The sequence below is a fragment of the Amycolatopsis sp. NPDC104587 genome, from assembly GCF_055583645.1.
Window position 1 is genome coordinate 358,682 of record NZ_JBVJNO010000009.1, and the last position, 16,930, is coordinate 375,611.

Sequence of the window (16,930 nt, forward strand, 5' to 3'; positions counted from 1 at the left end):
TCGGCGGCCACCGCCCCCGTACCGTCCGCCTCGTGATGGTTGGCGGACAGGCCTTTTCGGCGACAAGACGACGCACCGCTGTGGTCACGGCGGGTGTGGTGGCGGTGGCGGTGGCGCTTGCCCCAGCGGCCACGGCGCTGCCGCCGCAGGACCCGGAGCTGGTGTCGGTCCGGACCGACGGCGGTCCGGGGGCGCCGTTCGCGCCGTCGCAGGACGCGGCCGTCTCGGCGGACGGCCGGTACGTCGCGTTCGACTCGGCCGCGGGCCTGGACCCGCTCGCCACGCCCGGCGTGCTCGACGTCTACGTCCGCGACCGGCAGCAGGGCCGGACCGTGTTCCTCAGCCACGGGATCGGTGGCGCCCACCCGGCCATCTCCGCCGACGGCCGGTACGTCGCCTTCGACACCGGCGACGGCTCCGGGCGGAGCGTGGTCGTCGCCGACCGCGATCCCGACGGTGACGGCGTGCCGGACGAACCGCTCCCGTCCGGCGCGCCGGACGTGCGGTACACCACCATGCCGGCCGACGGGGGCCAGGCGGACAGCCTGCCCAGCGTGTCCGCCGACGCCGGCACGATCGCCTGGAGCAGAACGACGACCTACGGCAACCCGGTGACGGTGACGGCCGCGCTGGTCCGCGACGCCCAGGGCCGCCTGTCGGCGCCCGCCCCCGGCGCGGTGCGCGTCCTGCTGCCCGAAAGCGAAGGGACGACCTACGTCGAGGGCGGCATCGGCCGGGCGAGGGTGTCCGCCGACGGGACGCACGTGCTGGTGCCGGTCAAGGTGTGCGCGTCCTACTGCGGCACCTCGCTGGCGCGCGCGGTGCGACCCGCCGCGCTCGCCGGGCCGCCGATCCAGAACGCCCTGTACGTCGCCGAGCTGCCCGGCGGCCGGATGTCCAGAGTGGACGATCCCGGGATCGGGGACGCCGGTGGCGGGACCCTTTCCGCCGACGGCCGGGAGATCGCCTACCTCGAGGGCGCGCCGCCGGCCTTGCGGGTGGTCACTCGCGGGGTGGACGGCGGGCAGGTCTCGAAGACCACGGTGGCCACGCCCGCCCCGCCCGCCCCGCCCGCCGAGCCGGCACTGTCGGCGGACGGCCGCTACCTGGCCTACGCCGCCGACGATCCGGACGGCCGGGTCCTGGTGCGCGACCTGCGGGTGGACGCCGACCGGGCCGCCGCCGGCCTGCCCCCGCTGCCGGACGAGCCCGCCGCCACGCGCGACTGCCGAACGGAAGGCACGGCGTGCGCGCCGGTTCCGGCCTCGACGTCGGTCGGCTTGTCCGCGGACGGTTCGGTCGTGACCTTCGACTCGGCCGCCCCCGATCTGGTGCCCGGCGACCGGAACGCCGCCACCGACGTGTTCGCGCGGCCGTTCCGCCCGGAGGCACAGGCGGACGCGGTCGACTTCGGGGTGGCTGACGAGCCGGTGACGCGGACGGTCACGGTGCGGCACAACGGTTTCGGCCCGCTCCACCTCGGGACCGTGACCACCGGCGGGGCGTTCGACGTCCACCCGGCCCAGAACTGCGGCGGTGTGGTCCTGCACGAGACGGGGGAATGCGTGATCTCCGTGCGGTTCACCCCGCCCGCCCCGGGCACGGAGGTGACGGGCGAGCTCACGATCACGACGGACACCGGCGTGCTGACCGTGCCGCTGCGCGGCGCGCGCGGCCCCGCGCCGGCGGCCGCGCTCTCGGTGTCACCGGCCGAGCTGACGTTCCCCGGCGAGCGGCTCGCCCTCACCCCGAGCCCGCCCGAGACGGTGCTCCTGCTGGCGTCCGGCACCGCACCGCTGACCATCCGGGACCTCGGCCTGCTGACGGGGCCCGGCCTGTACCCCGGCGACTACGTCCTGGACCGCGGGTGCGCCGGCGCGGTGCTGGCCCCGGGCAAGACCTGCGAGGTGCGGATCACGTCGGTCCCCCGCGGCGGCGGCCCCCGCCCGGGCGCCCTGCTGATCACCACCGACGACCCGGCCGGACCGAGGATCGCGGGCCTGACCGCCACGGGCGTTCGCCCGTCGGTGACCACGACCCCGGCGGTCACCGGCGGCGGCCGCGTGACGACGCTGTCGGGCTCGGGCTTCCCGCCGGATCACCAGCTCTCGCTGACGGCGCCAGGCCTGACGCCGATACTGCGCACCGACGCACGCGGCCGATTCTCGGTACCGATGGTGATCTTGCAGCACGCGGTCCCGGGCGCGGTCCGGCTGAAGGTGAGCGGACCACCGGACACGAACCTGACGACGGAGGCGGACCTCCTCATCACGGGCGGCACGTACCAGCCCCCCGGACTGCTTTCGCGGCGCTGAGGTTTCAGCGGTATCAGGCCGCCATCGCGGCCGGAATCCTCGTACCGCACACCCGACGAAACGCTGACCGCGCCGTCCCGGCGTGAAGCCGAGCTGCGGTTCACCGACCTGCGCTGGAGCAGCCGGAGTCGCCGGTCGAGCAGGTGCGGGTTCTTCCGGCTCTTCCGCTGCCTCCGCGGCCGCCCTTTCCCGGGGTTTCAGGCGTTTTCCCGGAAGGTGACCTCGTCGGGGTTGGAGCTGGGCTGCCCGGCGCCGGTGACGAGGAAGTCCCTGAGGCTCGCGCCCGCGTAGAGGTTCCACGCGCCGGAGCACGCCTCGTAGCACTCGACCGTGGGGCGCAGGCCGACGTGGGTGAAGCGGACAGCGGTGCCCTCCGCGGCGGGCGAGATCTCGAAGCGGATCCGGGTGCCGGTCCATTCGTCCTGGTCGGCGACGAACGAGACCTTGCCCTCGACGACCTCCCAGACCACGAGCTCGCCCGGGACCAAGTCGGTGACCCTCAGCTTCGAATAGTGCACCCCGGGGACCTCGAAGGAGAACTCGTCGCCGACCTGCCGGGCGGTGCCGGCGAGGTCGGTCATCCACCAGGCACGGGGGTCGCTGATCGCGTCGGTGACCTCCGCGGCGGGGTTGGGGACGGTGAAGGTGGTGGTGTAGTCGTTCACGGCTGCTCCTGTCGTCGGTGCGGGTCCCAGCGGACCCTGGTGACCCACCGACGAACGGCGGGAGCCGGCTTTGCGTCCCGCCGCGAAAAAACTTCGGTCAGTTTTCCGGCGTCAGCTCGAGCAGCCGGTTGGCCAGGTAGCGGCGCTCCGGTCCGGACGGGGCCAGCGCCAGCGCCTGCTCGTAGGACGCCCGCGCTTCGGCGTCGCGACCGGCGCGACGAAGGAGGTCCGCGCGGGTCGCCGGCAGCAGGTGGTAGCCGTCCAGGTCGCCGGACTCCGCCAGTGCGTCCACCAGCGCCAGGCCCGGCGCGATGCCGTCCGCCATGGCCACCGCCACGGCGCGGTTGAGCTCCACCACCGGTGACGGCGTCAGCTCGCTCAAGTCCGTGTACAGCCCGGCGATCCGCGCCCAATCGGTCGCCGCGGCGTCCGGCGCCGTCGCGTGGCAGGCCGCGATCGCCGCCTGCAGCTGGTAGGGACCGGTCTGGCGCATCGCCCGGGCTTCGCCCAGGATCCGGACGCCCTCGTCGATCAGGGTGCCGTCCCACCGTGACCGGTCCTGGTGCTCCAGGATGACGAGTTCGCCGTCGTGCAGGCGGGTGGCGCGCCTCGACTCGTGCAGCAGCATCAGGGCGAGCAGGCCGCGTGGTTCGGCCTCCGCGGGCATCAGCGCCGTCAGGACCCGGGCCAGGCGGATGGCCTCGGTGGCCAGCGCCCGCTGGTCCGCTTCGCCGTAGCCCTCGTTGAAGATCAGGTACAACACGGCCAGCACCGATGCCAGCCGCTCCGGCAGCAGTTCCGCCGGCGGCACCCGGTACGGGATGCCGGCGTCCTGGATCTTGCGTTTCGCCCGGCTCAGCCGCTGCCCCATGGTGGTTTCGGCGGACAACAGCGCCCGGGCGATCTCGGCGGTCGTGAGACCGGCGAGCGTACGCAGGGTGAGCGCCACCCGCGCGGGCAGCGGCAGCGCGGGATGGCAGCAGGTGAAGATCAGGCGCAGCCGCTCGTCCGGGATGTCCTCCGGCTCGGCGACGGCCGGGACCTGGCCGGGCTCCCACGCGGCCAGCTCCCGGAGCTTGGCCGCCCCGACCGTCTCCCGCCGGATCCGGTCGGTCGCCCGGTTGCGGGCCGTCCTGGTCAGCCAGGCCCCCGGATTGTGCGGGACGCCGTCGCGCGCCCACGCCGTGAGCGCCGCCGCGAACGCCTCCTGCGCGCTGTCCTCGGCCAGGTCCCAGTTCCCGGTGGCGCCGATCAGCGTCGCGACGACCTGGCCCCACTCTTCCCGGTACGCCGTCTCGACCGCCGCCCGGACGTCCGCGCTCATTCCCAGACGGGGCGGACCTCGACGCAGCCCCGGTGCGCGTAGGGATGGCCCGCGGCGATCGCGACCGCCTCGTCCAGGTTCTCGCAGTCGACGATGACGACGCCGCCGACGAAGTCCTTCGTCTCGGCGAACGGACCGTCCGAGATCAGGGTCTCTCCCTGCCGGACCCGGACGGTCGTGGCGCTCGCCACCGGGCGCAGGCGCGCCATGCCACTGACCCGGCCGCGCCGGTCGAGGTCCGCCAGCCACGCCGTGTGGACCGGATCGGTCGCGAGCTGCTCGTTCGTCGGCGCGTCGACCTCGTCGTCGCAGATCAGCAAGACGTACTTCATGACGTCATTCAAGCGCAGTCCCGGGCTCCGACAGGACGAGCACCACCGTGCCGCTCGCGAACGCGCGGGTCTCGACCTTGCCGAACACGCCGCTCACCCCCTCACCGAGGAGCTGCTCGCCGGCGCCGCGCAGCACCGGGTGGATCCACAGCCGCAGCTCGTCGAGCAGCCCGTGCGTGACCAGCTCGCGGGCGATGGGACCGTAGCCGTACATCAGGATGTCCGCGCCCGGCGCCTGCTTCAGTTCCCGCACGGCGCCCGCCAGTTCACCGGACAGCACAGTCGTGTTGTTCCACTCCGGCGAGGTCAGGGTGGTCGAAGCGACGTACTTGGCCATCTTGTTCATGGTGTCGCTGAACTCGTCGCCGCTGCGGGCCGGCCAGGCCTGGGCGAACCCGTCGTAGGTGCCCCGCCCCATCAGCAGGGCGTCGCTCGCGCGCAGCTGGTCGAGGGCGAACGCGGCGGCGGCCTCGTCGAAGTAGTCCAGCGACCACAGGTGCGGGTCGGAGACGACGCCGTCGAGGGTGACGTAGGTCGAGTTGACGATCTTGCGCATCGGACACTCCCGGGGTTCGGTTGCTGTGCTCCGAGAGTGGGGCGCGGCCCTTCCGGTGGGCTATCGACGCGCTATCGGTGCCCGCTCGCGTGCTCCGCGACGTCGGCGAGGAGCCGCTCGGCCTGGTGAGCGTGTCCCGCGGCTTCCGCACCGTCCTCGGCCAGTTCGCCGAGCCGCCGGTGGGCGCGGGCCTGCAGGTGCCGGTCGCCGGTCACCCCGGCGACGGTGACCGCCTCGGTGAACCGGGTGCGCGCCGTGCCGGTGTCCCGGGTGGCCAGTGCGACCCGGCCCTGACCGAACAGCGCGTAGCCGACCCCGATCCGGTCCCCCAGGCCGGAAGCGATCTCCAGGACCCGGTCCACCGCCACCCCGGCGGCGCCGACGTGCCCGGCGGCCAGCTCGACGTCGGCGCTGCGGTAGAGGATCTGCGCCTCGGTGCGCGACGCGCCCGCGTCCCGCGCGAGCCGCAGGGCTTCGGCCACCTGGTCGGCCGCGTCGCCGAACTCGCGGGCGTCGAGGTCGAGACGGGCGAGTTCGGACCGCGTGTGCGCTTCGCCGCTGCGGTCGCCGGCCGCGTGCAGGAGCGGTAACGCCTCGACCGCGCAGGCGCGGGCCGCGGCCAGGTCGCCGTTGAGCCGCCGGACCGTGGCCAGCTGCCGCAGCGTCGCGCCCGCGCCGTGGCCGATCCCGGCGGCGCGGAACCCCGCCAGCGCGGGTTCGAGATACCGGGCCGCGTCGCCGGGACGGCCTTGGTGGACGAGCAGGGCGCCCAGGGAGTGGCGGGCCGCGGCGGCACCCACCGCGTCGCCCGCGCGGTCCGCCGACGTGATCGCGAGCTGGGCGATCTCCCGCCAGTCGTCGAAGTAGCCGCGGATCTCGAACAACGCCGCGGCCGTGACGGCCAGTTCCCAGCACAGGTCGTCCCACTCCGCGGCCGCTGCCTCCCGCACAGCGGCGACGAGCGCGAAGCGTTCTTCGTCGACCCACTGCAACGGCGCCCGGCGGACGGCCGCCGTCGCCGAGGACGGCGGCTCCCGGCGCGGCGCGGTCCCGCGCAGGTCGAGGCGGTCGCCGAACTCGGGGCGCTGAGCCTGTTCGGCGAGACCGAGCCAGCCCGAGCCGAGGCGGCGCAGGGCCGCCGCGTGCTCGGCGACGCTGTCCTCGGCGGCCGCGCGTTCGGCCGCGAAGACGCGCACCAGGTCGTGGAACCGCCAGCGCCGGGACAACGCCGAGGGCGGCGCGCCGTCGGCGATCAGGTTGGCTTCGAGCAGTTCCGCGAGCGCGTCCTCGGCCGTGACGTGCGGGACGTCGAGCAGCGCACCCGGCGCCCAGTGCGGCAGGTCGGGGTGCTGCGGCGTGGCCATCCGGCGGAACAGGGCCCGGGCCGGCTCGCCGAGGCCGTGGTAGGACAGCGCGATCGTCGAGCGCAGCTGGACGCCGCGGAAGGACAGCTCGTCCAGCCGCCGCTTCTCGTCGGTCAGCCGCTCCAGCAGGTCGCCGAGCGCCCAGTGGTCGCGGGATGCCAGCTTCGCGCCGGCGATGCTCAGCGCCAGCGGCAGCCGATCGCACGCGGCGACGAGCGCTCGGGCCGCCTCCGGTTCGGCGGCCAGCCGGTCGTCGCCGACGAAGGTGGCTAGCAGCCGCAGCGCGACCTCGTCTTCGAGCACGTCGAGCTGGACGCCGGCCGCGCCGGGCAAGCCGGTGAGCCGCGCCCGGGACGTCGTTAGGACCGCGCAGCCGGCCGAGCCGGGCAGCAGCGGCAGGACGTCGGCCTCGCTCCGGACGCCATCGAGCACCACGAGGACGCGCCGGTCGGCCAGCCGCGTGCGGTAGAGCTCGGCGCGTTCGCGCGGATCCCGGGGCAGCAGCTCCTCCGCCATGCCCAAAGCGCGCAGGAAACCGCCGAGCACCCGCGCGGACCAGGTCGTGCTGTCCTCGGCCGAGTCGTCGTGCAGGTCGGCGTAGAGCTGGCCGTCCGGGAAGTGCGCGGCGAGCTCGTGCGCGGCCCGCACCGCCAGCGCCGACTTCCCCACTCCCCCGGCGCCGGAGACGCCGACGACCCGGACCGCGAACGGCGTCTGCGGATCGGCGGGCCCGCACAGCCGTGCGGCGATGGCGCGCAACGCGGCGTCGCGGCCGGTGAAGTTCGCGGCGGGCGCGGGCAGCTGCCGCGGCACCGGTGTCGCGACGACGGCCTGGACGACCGCCTGCTCTCCGGCCAGGATCGCGGCCTGCAGCTCACGCAGCTCGGGGCCCGGTTCGACGCCGAGCTCGTCGATCAAGACCTCCCGCGCCCGCCGGAACGCCGTCAGCGCCTCGGCCCGGCGGCCGCCGCCGTGCAGCGCCCGCATCAGCAGCAGGTGCAGGTTCTCCCGCAGCGGGTGCTCGTCGACCAGGGCGGTGAGCTCGGCCAGGACGTCGTCCCCGCGCTCGAGCCGGGCCCGGACTTGCTGCTCGACCAGGTCCCGCCGCCGGTCGGCGAGCCGGGTGGCCGCGCGAGTCAGGGCTTCGCTGTCCAGGCCGGCGAACGCGGGTCCACGCCAAAGCGCGAGGGCTGCTTCGCAGGCGCCGTCGTCCGTCCGCGCCCGCCCGGCCAGCTCCGCGAAGCGGGTCAGATCGAGGTCTTCGACGGCGACGTCGAGCCGGTAGCCCGGGGCGCGGGTGGTGATCGTCGCGAACCCGCCCGCGTCGCGCAGCCGGCGGCGCAACGCGGAGACGCAGATCTGGACCTGCGCCCGGGCCGTCGCCGGCGGCTGCTCGCCCCAGAGGGCGTCGACCAGCCGATCGGCCGCGACCTCGCGGTTGGCGTCGAGCGCGAGCACGGCGAGCACCACCGACTCGCGCGGGCTGCCGACCGGCGTCGCACCGGCTTCGGACCCGAGTTCGGCGGGCCCGAGCAGGCGGAGTCGCGGCGGGGTGGGGTGCTCGGTCATCACCACCAGTGTCGTCCATAGCGGATCGATAGCGGCCGGATGGGCTGCCCGGCGAAGGTGGTTCCCGTCACCGACGAACTCGAGGAGTGGTCCGAATGTCCGCAGTGGAAACGCCGCACGAGCTGGTGCTCACCGACACCTTCCCGGTGTCCCGCGACGAGGTGTGGGCGGCCTGGACCGACCCCGAGCGGTTCGCGCAGTGGTGGGTGGGCCCTGGCTTCCGCACGCACGACCTCGTCATGGAGGTCGAGCCGCGCGGCCGGTTCGCCGCGACGCAGTCGTCCGAGGCGGGCGACCTCGTGATGCCGTTCGCCGGGTTCTACGTCGACGTCGTCCCGCGTGAGCGCCTGGTGTTCGGGTTGAGCGACAACCCGTCGCCCGACGAGCCGCAGCGCACCGAGATGACCGTGACGCTGACCGACGTCGACGGCGGCACCCGGCAGGAGTTCCGGCAGACCGGCGTGGTGACCGACGAGCACTTCGCCGCGCTGGAAGCCGGAACGCGGGTCTTCTTCACCCAGCTCGGCGCGCACCTGACCGGGCGGGGCTGAACCCGGTCTCACAGCCCGGCCAGCTCGCGCCGCTTGATCTTCCCCGACGGCGTCGCGGGCAGCCGGTCGACGAACCGCACCAGCCGTGGCCGCTTGTACGGCGCGAGGTGCGGGGTCGTGAACGCGATCAGCTCGTCGGCCGAGGCGGCCTCGCCGGGGCGCAGGACCACGTACGCGCAGGCGAGCTCGCCCTTGACCGCGTCCGGCACCGGCCCGGCGGCGACCATCGCGACGGCCGGGTGCCCGGCGAGCACCCGCTCGATCTCGGCCGGGTAGACGTTGTACCCGCCGGTGATGATCAGGTCTTTCTTGCGGTCGACCACGAACAGGTGCCCGGTGGGGTCCCGGTAGCCGAGGTCGCCGGTGCGCAGCCAGCCGTCCGCGTCGATCGTCTCGGCGGTGGCGCCGGGCCGGTCGTGGTAGCCGAGCATCACGACCGGGCCGCGCACCCATCAGCTCGCCGCGGACGCCGTCGGGGGCGTCGCGGGCCGGGTCGTCGAGGTCGGCGACGCGGATCTGCACGCCGGGGTAGGCGACGCCGATGGAGCCGAGGACCTCGGGCGCGTGCGGGCTGTGCGTGGTGGCGTGCCCGGACAGCTCGGTCATCCCCCAGACCTGCAGCAGCGGCGCGCCGGAGCGCTCCTGCCACGCCCGCATGGTCGCGACGGCGATCGTCTGGCCGCCGACCGTGCTGCGCGTAAGCGACGAGAGGTCCGCGCGCGCGAAGGACGGGTCGGCGAGCAGCATCGCGTACATCGCGGGCACGCCTTCGAACATCGTTGCGCGGTATTCTTCGATCGCGGCGAAGACGTCTTCGGGAGAGAAGCGCTCTCTCAGGACGACGGTGCCGCCGGCGCAGAAAGTGCTGTGCACGGCGACGTTTCCGTAGACGTGCGGAAGCGGCAACGCGGTGACGACGACGTCGTCTTCGCGGCGGGCGTGCATGGTGGCGGTGAGCGCGCAGTTGACCAGGACGCCGTACTGGCTCTGCACCGCCCCCTTCGGGTGGCCGGTGGTGCCGGAGGTGTAAGCGATCGTGCACGGACCGGCACCGTCCACTTCGGCCGGTTCCCGGGGTGGCGCGCCCAGGAGATCCGCGAAGGGGACGGCGCCACCACCGTTGTCCATGTCCACAACGAGCCGGACGCCGTCCACCCGATCTTTGAGCTCGCTGGTCGTGACGACGGCCGCGGCCCGGCAGTCTTCGGTGACATAGCTCAGTTCTTCGGCCGTGAGCAGCGCATTGGCCGGGTTCACGACCGCGCCGGCGCGCAGGACGCCGTGGTAGGCGGCAAGCCACTCCCAGCGATTCGGCGCGTACAGCGTGACGACGTCACCGGGAGTGATACCGCGGTCGCGCAAACCGCCGGCCACGCACGCCGCGGCCGTGTCCAGCTCGTGGTAGGTCAGCGCGCGCGTCGCGGTGACAAGCGCGATCCGGTCCGGGTGACGCCGCGCGGCAGTGCGAAGGATATCGGCGGGACCGGTCATGGCGAGATCATAAACCGGACACCGGGGACGGGTCCCCGGCTTTGACCGGTAAGGACACGGCGGACCGTTCACGGCAGAACGGCCTTGATCAGGGCGTCGGCCGAGCATGTCGCGGCACCGCCTGGACCGCTCCGGCCGGTGTTCCCCGGGTCACCCTCTGCCCGCCGATCGGGGTCGCATACCAGCGGGTTTCTCGCGATACTGCGACCCATGGGGATGGGGATGGGGTTTCGGGTACTGGGGCCGGTCGAGGCGAACGCGGACGGGGTCGTGCTCGCCCCGGACGGCGAACGGCCGCTCGTGGTGCTCGCGGGGCTGCTGACCCACCCCGGCCAGCACGTCACCATCGCCCAGCTGACCCGGTGGCTCTGGGACGACGACGGCCCACGCAACGCCCGCGCGGCCATCCAGACCTACATCTCCCGCCTCCGGCGCGCGCTCGGCCACGCCGACGTGCTGCGGACCGAACCGGGCGGCTACCGCCTCACCGTCCCCGACGACGCGGTAGACCTGACCCGGTTCCGCGCGGCGGCCGCCCGAGGCTGGGCTTCGGCCGGCCGCGGCGCGCACGCCGAGGCCGTCGCCGCCTTCGACGCTGCGCTCGCCGAATGGTCGGGCGAGCCGCTGTCGAACGTGGCGTCCGAGGTGCTGCAACGCGACGTCGTGGCCGCGCTGCACGAAGAGGCGCTCGCGGTCCGGGAGGCCCGCGCCGACGCGTTGCTCGCGCTGGGCCGTAGCCGGCGGCTGGTCCCGGAGCTGACGGAGCTGGCCGCCGGGCACCCACTGCGCGAACGCGTCCACGAGCAGCTGATGCTCGCCCTCTACCGGGCCGGCCGGCAAGCCGATGCTCTGGCCGTGTTCGACCGCGTACGCACTGCCCTCGACGACGAGCTCGGCCTCGCCCCCGGCCCCGGGCTGCGGGAGCTGCGCCAGGCGATCATCACCGCCGACCCGGCGCTGGCGCCGGCGCCGGCGCCGGTGCCCGCCGCGGAGCGGTCCGTGCCCCGCCAGCTGCCCAGCGACGTCGCCGGGTTCACCGCCCGGACCCGCGAGCTGGACCGGCTGCGAGCCCTGGTGCCGGACGCTGGCGACACGGCCGTCGCGGTGCTCGAAGGAACCGCCGGGGTCGGCAAATCGGCGCTCGCCGTCCACTTCGCACACCAGGTGGCCGGGCAGTTCCCGGACGGGCAGCTGTTCCTGGAGCTGACCGGCTTCGGGCCCGCCGCGCCCGCCGAACCCGAGGGGCTGCTCGCCCGTCTGCTGTGGGCGACCGGGGTGCTCGGCGAGGAGATGCCGGCGGGCCTCGACGAACGCGCCGCGCTCTGGCGGTCGCGAACCGCCGGACGCCGCTTCCTCGTGGTGCTGGACGACGCCCGCGACACCGCGCAGGTGCGGCCGCTGCTGCCCGGGCCCGGCTGCCTGGTGCTGGTGACCAGCCGCCACCGGCTCGGCGGGCTGATCGCCCGGCACGGCGCGCACCCGGTCACCGTCCGGCGCCTCGACCGGCGGGACGGCGGGGCGCTGCTCGGCGGGCTCCTCACCGGCGCCGTCGCCCGGCCGAAGACGGCGGCCTGGACGCGGGCCCTCGAGCTGTGCGCCGGGCTGCCGCTGGCCATCCGCATCCTCGGCGAACGGGTGAACCGCCAGGCCGGGAGGTCGCTGGCGGAAGTCGTCGCCGAGTTCGACGAGGACACCGGGTTGCGTGGCTTCGACCTCGGTGATGGCGAAGACAGCAACCTCCGCGCCTTGTTCGCCTCCTCGTACGCGGCGCTGCCCGGCCCCGCCGCGCGGCTGTTCCGCCTGCTCGGCCTGCACCCGGTCGGCGGCGTCCGGGAGCGCTCGGCGGCCGCGCTGGCGGCGGTCGACGTCCTTGAGGCCCGCCGCCTGTTGCACCAGCTCGGGGTGGCCCACCTCGCCGAGCAGCGCCGGCCCGGCCGCTGGGAGCTGCACGACCTGCTCCGCGTCTACGCAGCCGGGCTGGCCGCGGCGGACGGCGAGGCCCGGGCCGCGACCGTCCGGCTGGTGGACTGGTACGCGGCGTGCACGGTCAACGCCTTCGACGCGTACCGGCCGTACGTCGCACCCGAAGGCGCCGACGGCCCGGCCGTCGAGCGGTTTTCGCGGCCCGAGGACGCCATGGACTGGGTCCTGGCCGAGCAGGCCAACCTCGTCCAGGCCGTCGCGAAGGCGTACGAGAGCGGGCTGGACCGCCAGGCCTGGCAGATCGCGCGGGCGATGGCCCACGTGTTCCTGATGTCCGGCGAGTGCACGGCATTCCTCGAGACGCACCGGACCGGGCTGGCCGCAGCGGCGCGCTCCGGCGACCTGCCCGGCGAAGGCTGGATGCGCACCGGGCTGGGCCTGGTCCTGCGCTGCACCGGCGAGCTGGAGCCGGCGCTCGCCGAGTTCCGCGGGGCCCTGGAGGTGTGGCGTGCACTGTCCTCAGTAGATGGTGAGTCGATGTGCCTGTTCAACCTGGCCACGGTGTATACGGCGCTCGACCGCCACGAAGAGGCGTTGCGCGCCGGATATCGGGCCTTGGAACTGGCCCCGCACACGAGCAACCCGATCAACGTGGCCGCGGCGAACGGCGTGCTCGGCGACATCCTGGTCAACCTGGACCGGCCGGCCGAAGCGCTGACGCACGCCGAACGCGCGCTGGCGATCTGCGAAGAGCAGGAAGCGGAGTGGGAAATCGGCGAAGCGCGGCACGGGCACGGCCGGGCCCTGCTCGGCCTGGGCCGCCACGCCGAAGCCGAGCGCAGCCTCGATACGGCGCTGCGGATCGCACGGGAGCTCGGCTCGAGCGCCCTGGAGTGCGGCGCGCTGTGCGATCTGACCCGGGCCTACCTGCTGCTCGGCAAGAAGGAGCGGGCTTGGGCCCGGCGCGCGGAGCTCGACGCCCTCGTCGAGGGCAACCCCGTCATCGCCGTCGACTACCGGCGCCACTTCCGGGAGCTCGAAGTCGTCGAGGCCGGCTTCGGGTCGCCGGCGCCGGACGCACCGTGAACCGGCACCGGCGATGTACCGTCAGGCGAGCTTCGCAGTACCACAACGTTCCCACCGGGCGACGCCATCGCCGGTCCGTACGACAACGCCGTGGCAAGCAGGGTCACCGTGGCTCATGCCACCAGCCTTCGGATGATCGGCATTTCATGCCTTTCCCCTTCGATCGTCAGCAGGTGTGGGCGCCCTTGTGCACCGAGCTCGCCCGGTTGTTTTCGCTCGCGTCCAGGTTTGATCGGGCGCCGGGGAAGACGTCGGTGATCACGCCGGCGTAGTTGTACGAGTCGCAGAGCGCGAATGCGTCCGCGTTGCGGTTCCACACCGACGACGCGGCGTTGTCGATGTGCTGCTGACGCAGGTCCGGCGAGCCGGACCGGAAGTAGGCGATCGTGCCGCCGCCGTTGGCGTCGGCGAAAATGCAGAAGTACCCGCTGGGACAGCGGTCGTAGCCGGTCGCCGCGTGGCTCGGCGTGGCCGTGGCCGCGATTGTCGCGGCCGCCAGCAGCGGCACTGCGAGCAACCGCCGGTACGAAAGTCGCATCGTTCCTCCTCGAGTGTCGGGAGATCCAGGACACCGGTGGCCGCTTTCGGACCGCTTTCCGACGGCTGTCCGGCCACCCGCCTTTCGCCGACAGCGAACGGAAAGCACGCCGAAAGCGCCGCGGCTTCCGATGAAGGGGCGTGCCGGGGGACAACGGCTTTCCCGATGCCGACAAGCGCGACCGGATCCGAAGCCGGTCGCCGGCGCGCACGCGGTGAAAGGGGAATCCATGAAGAAGACACTGCTGTCGGCCGCCTTGCTCGGGCTGGGCCTGGCAACCGCCGCGCCCGCGTCCGCCGCCGTCGACGCGGCCGGCACCTGGCGGGCGTACGGCAACACCAACCCGATCACGTCCAGCGCCAGCAAGTGGACCTGCGGGGCGACCTCGGAACCCTTCAGCGGCATCAAAGCCCAGGTGTGTTCGGTCCAGACGGTGTCCAGGACCGGCGTGCAGGGCGCCGTGATCGTGCGCAACAACACGTCCGGGCTCGTCCGCATGCTGGCGGAGGTGACCCTGCACAAGTCGGCGGGCGGGACGCTGGGCACCTGGGACTGCACCGCGTCGGGCGTGGCCGCGAACTCGTGGTCGGTCTGCTTCGGACCCACTCTCACCTACAGCGGTGGGACGTGGGCGAGCGGCGCGGTCGCGAGGGGCTGAGGACCGGGGTGCCGGGCGCGGCCTCGGGCCCGGCACCTCCCCGCTCCGGCTGGATTGGCGGCGGCGGGTGATGGGTTTGCCGCTGGAGTAGCGCAGCAGCTGCCCGTTCGGGTCACCATCGCCGCGCTCGAGGTGGTGGGCCACGAGATGGCGCATCAATGGTGGTGAGACCGGCTGGCGGTGTCCGGTCTCGCCCCTCTCCCGCAGCCTTCCCTCCGATTGAGCCGTTCACGATCCCAGCGATCCGCGCGGCTCCGGTCTTGACGCCAGAGCTCCAGGCTCCTGGGAAGCAAGGTGTTGGCCGCGCGGACGGGCTCGAACCACGAGCGACATCGGGACCGACAAGGCGTCCCGCTCGAGTCACCACCACAGCGGGTTCGACCGCAGTGCGGTCTTGGCCGAGGACTCAAGGCCTCAGGTATCGGCAGGCGTCGGTCGAACACGAGCTGGTCGAACCCCGGAGCGGACGTCGCAGCCGCTCTGGGGGGGTCGTGCTGGCCCAAGGCTTGGTGTTCTGCTCCGGGCGTTCGGACGTTATCAGGTCAGGACCCCGGCAAGAGGGTGCGCATCAAGGATCGCCTCAACCTGCTCCGCAACCTGTGTCCTTTGCCGCAGCACGGTTTTCAGACCGTCGGCCAGCCGCGGCAAGACCGTGTCCGCGGCGGCGGCGCCCGGGACGGTGACCGCCTGCTCGTCCAGGGCGGTCATGATCGCCTCGACTGGTTTGTCGCCGACGCGGGGTGCGTGGACCTTCGCGATCGCGGTGGGTTTGCGGCGGCCGGCTTTGGTGATGCCGGCCGGGCCGCCGCAGCGGGACAGGATCTTCAGGACCACCGGATGCGAGATGCGCGGACCGATCGCGTGCTCGAGGGCCGGGTGGTGCAACCAGACCCGGTGACACCCGGATCGTGGATGCGACCGGGGGCAGAAGTCATGCCGAGCCTGGTGACCACAACTCCCTGGTCGGGAGCCACGAAAAGGTAACCGGGGGATGGCGGCGCGGCGGGTCCGGAATGCCAGAACAGCTCGGCGAGCGCCGCCATCTGCCCGGTGTCGGTGCCGTCGACCCTGGTGTAGCGGTAGGTGATCGACAGCAGCGGCAGGAGGAGGCGTGGCGTCTGATTCGATCAGGGCGCCCGGAGTTTGACCCTGTTCCACCCGCGATCGACGTAGCGGACGCGACACAAGACCACCGAATCCGGCAGGCCCTTGCCGACGCGACGGGCACCGGCGTGGTCACCGTCGATCTTCGCGGCGTCACCTACCTCGACAGCGGTGCCATCAACGCGCTGTTCACCTACGCCGACCCATCCGCGTCATCGCGTCGCAGTTGCTGATACCGGTGCTCACCGTCAGCGGCCTCACCGAACTTGTCGACGTGGGCGATCCTCGACACCCCGCTGTGGTCGGAGCCGACCTGCTGGATCCAGGGAGCGCGCCGCACACCGGGATTAGCTCATCTATCCCGTGAGGGCGATCGTCCGAGCCACTGGAAGATCATCGAGGTCAGACCGACGACCAGGATTCCGGCCGGTCCGCTGTTCAAGCCGGACACCGGCATCGAACTCGTCGATGTCGACGATTTCCGATAAGCGAAAACACTACCCGAGCGTGTGGTCACCGCTATTCGGGAAGACAATCAGACAGTTCAGCCCTACGCTGTTCGGGACTCCTTCTCGAAATGTCCTCCTGCAGGCGGTTTTGACGCAACGATCAGGTATCTGCACTGGTCAGAGCCGCTAGAACGAGCTGCCGCCGGGTACCGTCCTCGACAGGCAGACGTTCTGCCCGGCACCCGAACAACCCCGATGAATAACCGGGTACCGCAGCCAGAAAGGAATCCGATCAATCATGTCCACCTTGCGGCGATTCGCCGCTGCGGGCGCATTCGCGCTGCCCATTTCCCTGCTCGGCGTCCCGGCCTCGGCGAGCACTTCCGACGCCCCGTGGAGCTCGGAAAGCTCCACGAGCTTCGCCGGCATCGGTGGGGCAGGCACAACCGACACCGACGAAGGCGCCACTCGCTGGGGCTATCACTGGTCAGAGCAGGACTCCGCGGTGGCCGGTATCGGCGGGGCCGCCGTCATCCACACCGCGCAGTCCGGTGCGGACGGCAACGACGAGAGCACGAGCTGGACCGACGACCAGCCGACCGTGACGCACGGCCGGCGTCCCGCCGGTCACCACCACAACCACCACAACAACACGGCGGTGCCCAACCGGCACACCCACGCGCGTCCGGCACACCACGACGTCAGCTACGAGACCCACGCGCAGACGGCCGATCTGGCGGGCGCAGACTCGTCGCACGTCGAAAGCCACGCCGGTGACGACTACGCCACCTACGAGTCCGGGCACTACATGGCCGGTCCGGCGGGTGCGGTGTCCGAAGGCGTTCAGGCAGTGGCCGCGGCGGACCTTGCCGGCTACCACAACTGGTATGCGGCCGCGGACGAAACGGGCGCGACCGCGCACTCGGTGTCCACTGTGGCTGACGCTTCGGACCACGACGAAGACTGACACTCTGCTGGTGAAGCCGGCCCGGTCGCGACCGGGCC

13 protein-coding genes and 2 pseudogenes are annotated in these 16,930 nt (G+C 73.0%); 6 read left to right on the top strand and 9 right to left on the bottom strand.

Translation table 11 applies throughout. The features are described 5' to 3' along the window. Positions 1–35: 35 nt before the first annotated feature. Positions 36–2,315, top strand: a complete 2,280-nt coding sequence (locus ACZ61C_RS29070) for a TolB family protein (RefSeq protein ID WP_465311148.1) — start codon at positions 36–38, stop codon at positions 2,313–2,315. Positions 2,316–2,512: 197 nt separating this feature from the next. Here the strand turns inward: ACZ61C_RS29070 and ACZ61C_RS29075 are convergent, their stop codons facing one another. The 5 genes from ACZ61C_RS29075 to ACZ61C_RS29095 form a co-directional block, all read right to left on the bottom strand. Further along, positions 2,513–2,980: an SRPBCC family protein gene (locus ACZ61C_RS29075; RefSeq protein WP_465311022.1), complete on the bottom strand. Its 468-nt coding sequence runs from the start codon at positions 2,978–2,980 to the stop codon at positions 2,513–2,515. Between the two features lie 97 nt (positions 2,981–3,077). Further along, positions 3,078–4,304: an RNA polymerase sigma factor gene (locus tag ACZ61C_RS29080; protein ID WP_465311023.1), complete on the bottom strand. Its 1,227-nt coding sequence runs from the start codon at positions 4,302–4,304 to the stop codon at positions 3,078–3,080. Next, a complete protein-coding gene (locus ACZ61C_RS29085; protein ID WP_465311024.1) occupies positions 4,301–4,636 on the bottom strand; it encodes a YciI family protein in 336 nt (111 codons plus the stop codon). Before ACZ61C_RS29085 ends, ACZ61C_RS29080 begins: the two co-directional genes overlap by 4 nt. Before the next feature lie 4 nt (positions 4,637–4,640). Continuing rightward, positions 4,641–5,192 (bottom strand): dihydrofolate reductase family protein, encoded by a 552-nt coding sequence (locus ACZ61C_RS29090; protein WP_465311025.1) that lies wholly within the window; start codon positions 5,190–5,192, stop codon positions 4,641–4,643. Between the two features lie 71 nt (positions 5,193–5,263). Beyond that, a complete protein-coding gene (locus tag ACZ61C_RS29095) occupies positions 5,264–8,125 on the bottom strand; it encodes an AfsR/SARP family transcriptional regulator (protein WP_465311026.1) in 2,862 nt (953 codons plus the stop codon). A gap of 95 nt (positions 8,126–8,220) precedes the next feature. Here ACZ61C_RS29095 and ACZ61C_RS29100 point away from each other — a divergent pair, with 95 nt between their 5' ends. Further along, positions 8,221–8,676 carry an SRPBCC family protein gene (locus ACZ61C_RS29100; protein ID WP_465311027.1) on the top strand — a complete coding sequence of 152 codons (456 nt, stop codon included), beginning with the start codon at positions 8,221–8,223 and terminating at the stop codon, positions 8,674–8,676. A gap of 8 nt (positions 8,677–8,684) precedes the next feature. Here the strand turns inward: ACZ61C_RS29100 and ACZ61C_RS29105 are convergent, their stop codons facing one another. Then, positions 8,685–9,125, bottom strand: coding sequence for a class I adenylate-forming enzyme family protein (locus ACZ61C_RS29105; protein WP_465311028.1), 441 nt, complete (start codon positions 9,123–9,125; stop codon positions 8,685–8,687). 55 nt (positions 9,126–9,180) lie between these two features. Continuing rightward, positions 9,181–10,275 (bottom strand): annotated as a pseudogene (locus tag ACZ61C_RS29110) (class I adenylate-forming enzyme family protein); the annotation flags it as partial. A 102-nt stretch (positions 10,276–10,377) separates the two neighbouring features. On the opposite strand from ACZ61C_RS29110, the gene ACZ61C_RS29115 reads away from it, so the two are divergent. Beyond that, on the top strand, positions 10,378–13,176 hold the full coding sequence (locus ACZ61C_RS29115) for an AfsR/SARP family transcriptional regulator (RefSeq protein ID WP_465311029.1): 2,799 nt from the start codon (positions 10,378–10,380) through the stop codon (positions 13,174–13,176). Between the two features lie 166 nt (positions 13,177–13,342). Here ACZ61C_RS29115 and ACZ61C_RS29120 read toward each other — a convergent pair whose 3' ends face one another. Next, positions 13,343–13,714 (bottom strand): peptidase inhibitor family I36 protein, encoded by a 372-nt coding sequence (locus ACZ61C_RS29120; RefSeq protein WP_465311030.1) that lies wholly within the window; start codon positions 13,712–13,714, stop codon positions 13,343–13,345. Positions 13,715–13,943: 229 nt separating this feature from the next. Here ACZ61C_RS29120 and ACZ61C_RS29125 point away from each other — a divergent pair, with 229 nt between their 5' ends. Further along, positions 13,944–14,372: a hypothetical protein gene (locus ACZ61C_RS29125; RefSeq protein WP_465311031.1), complete on the top strand. Its 429-nt coding sequence runs from the start codon at positions 13,944–13,946 to the stop codon at positions 14,370–14,372. Positions 14,373–14,912: 540 nt separating this feature from the next. Here ACZ61C_RS29125 and ACZ61C_RS29130 read toward each other — a convergent pair. Then, positions 14,913–15,251 (bottom strand): annotated as a pseudogene (locus ACZ61C_RS29130) (IS110 family transposase); the annotation flags it as partial. Between the two features lie 134 nt (positions 15,252–15,385). Between ACZ61C_RS29130 and ACZ61C_RS29135 the strand changes: the two are divergent. Both ACZ61C_RS29135 and ACZ61C_RS29140 read left to right on the top strand, forming a co-directional pair. After that, the gene (locus ACZ61C_RS29135; protein WP_465311032.1) at positions 15,386–15,709 is read left to right on the top strand and encodes a hypothetical protein; all 324 of its coding nucleotides are present in this window, start codon (positions 15,386–15,388) and stop codon (positions 15,707–15,709) included. Between the two features lie 514 nt (positions 15,710–16,223). Next, positions 16,224–16,892: a hypothetical protein gene (locus ACZ61C_RS29140; RefSeq protein WP_465311033.1), complete on the top strand. Its 669-nt coding sequence runs from the start codon at positions 16,224–16,226 to the stop codon at positions 16,890–16,892. The last annotated feature ends 38 nt before the right edge of the window (positions 16,893–16,930 follow it).

Coding starts and splice junctions, on each gene's coding strand:
- ACZ61C_RS29070 (WP_465311148.1), top strand. CDS start 36: ATGGTTGGCGGACAGGCCTTTTCGGCGACAAGACGACGCACCGCTGTG.
- ACZ61C_RS29080 (WP_465311023.1), bottom strand. CDS start 4,304: ATGAGCGCGGACGTCCGGGCGGCGGTCGAGACGGCGTACCGGGAAGAG.
- ACZ61C_RS29085 (WP_465311024.1), bottom strand. CDS start 4,636: ATGAAGTACGTCTTGCTGATCTGCGACGACGAGGTCGACGCGCCGACG.
- ACZ61C_RS29090 (WP_465311025.1), bottom strand. CDS start 5,192: ATGCGCAAGATCGTCAACTCGACCTACGTCACCCTCGACGGCGTCGTC.
- ACZ61C_RS29095 (WP_465311026.1), bottom strand. CDS start 8,125: ATGACCGAGCACCCCACCCCGCCGCGACTCCGCCTGCTCGGGCCCGCC.
- ACZ61C_RS29100 (WP_465311027.1), top strand. CDS start 8,221: ATGTCCGCAGTGGAAACGCCGCACGAGCTGGTGCTCACCGACACCTTC.
- ACZ61C_RS29115 (WP_465311029.1), top strand. CDS start 10,378: ATGGGGATGGGGATGGGGTTTCGGGTACTGGGGCCGGTCGAGGCGAAC.
- ACZ61C_RS29120 (WP_465311030.1), bottom strand. CDS start 13,714: ATGCGACTTTCGTACCGGCGGTTGCTCGCAGTGCCGCTGCTGGCGGCC.
- ACZ61C_RS29125 (WP_465311031.1), top strand. CDS start 13,944: ATGAAGAAGACACTGCTGTCGGCCGCCTTGCTCGGGCTGGGCCTGGCA.
- ACZ61C_RS29135 (WP_465311032.1), top strand. CDS start 15,386: ATGCCAGAACAGCTCGGCGAGCGCCGCCATCTGCCCGGTGTCGGTGCC.
- ACZ61C_RS29140 (WP_465311033.1), top strand. CDS start 16,224: ATGTCCACCTTGCGGCGATTCGCCGCTGCGGGCGCATTCGCGCTGCCC.